Here is a 345-nt window from a genome sequence, read left to right as displayed (position 1 = left end):
GGAGCTGGCTTGCCTGCGAAAGCGGTGGGCCAGCCAACGCCTCTATCGCCCATGCGGCCGCCTTCGCAGCCTCGCTAGGGCTCGACAACTCCCACAGGGGATCGCGGGGTGGGCTGTGAGATCTGTGGCGAGCGATTTGCTCACTGACAACCACGGTCAAAATGTGGGAGCTGGCTTGCCTGCGAAAGCGGTGGGTCAGCCAACCCCTCTATCGCCCATGCGGCCGCCTTCGCAGCCTCGCCGGGGCTCGACAACTCCCACAGGAGATCGCGGGGTGGGCTGTGAGATCTGTGGCGAGCGATTTGCTCACTGACAACCACGGTCAAAATGTGGGAGCTGGCTTGC

The organism is Pseudomonas sp. GW821-FHT09C08 (genome assembly GCF_059418125.1).
Note: the sequence above shows the minus strand (reverse complement) of the source record.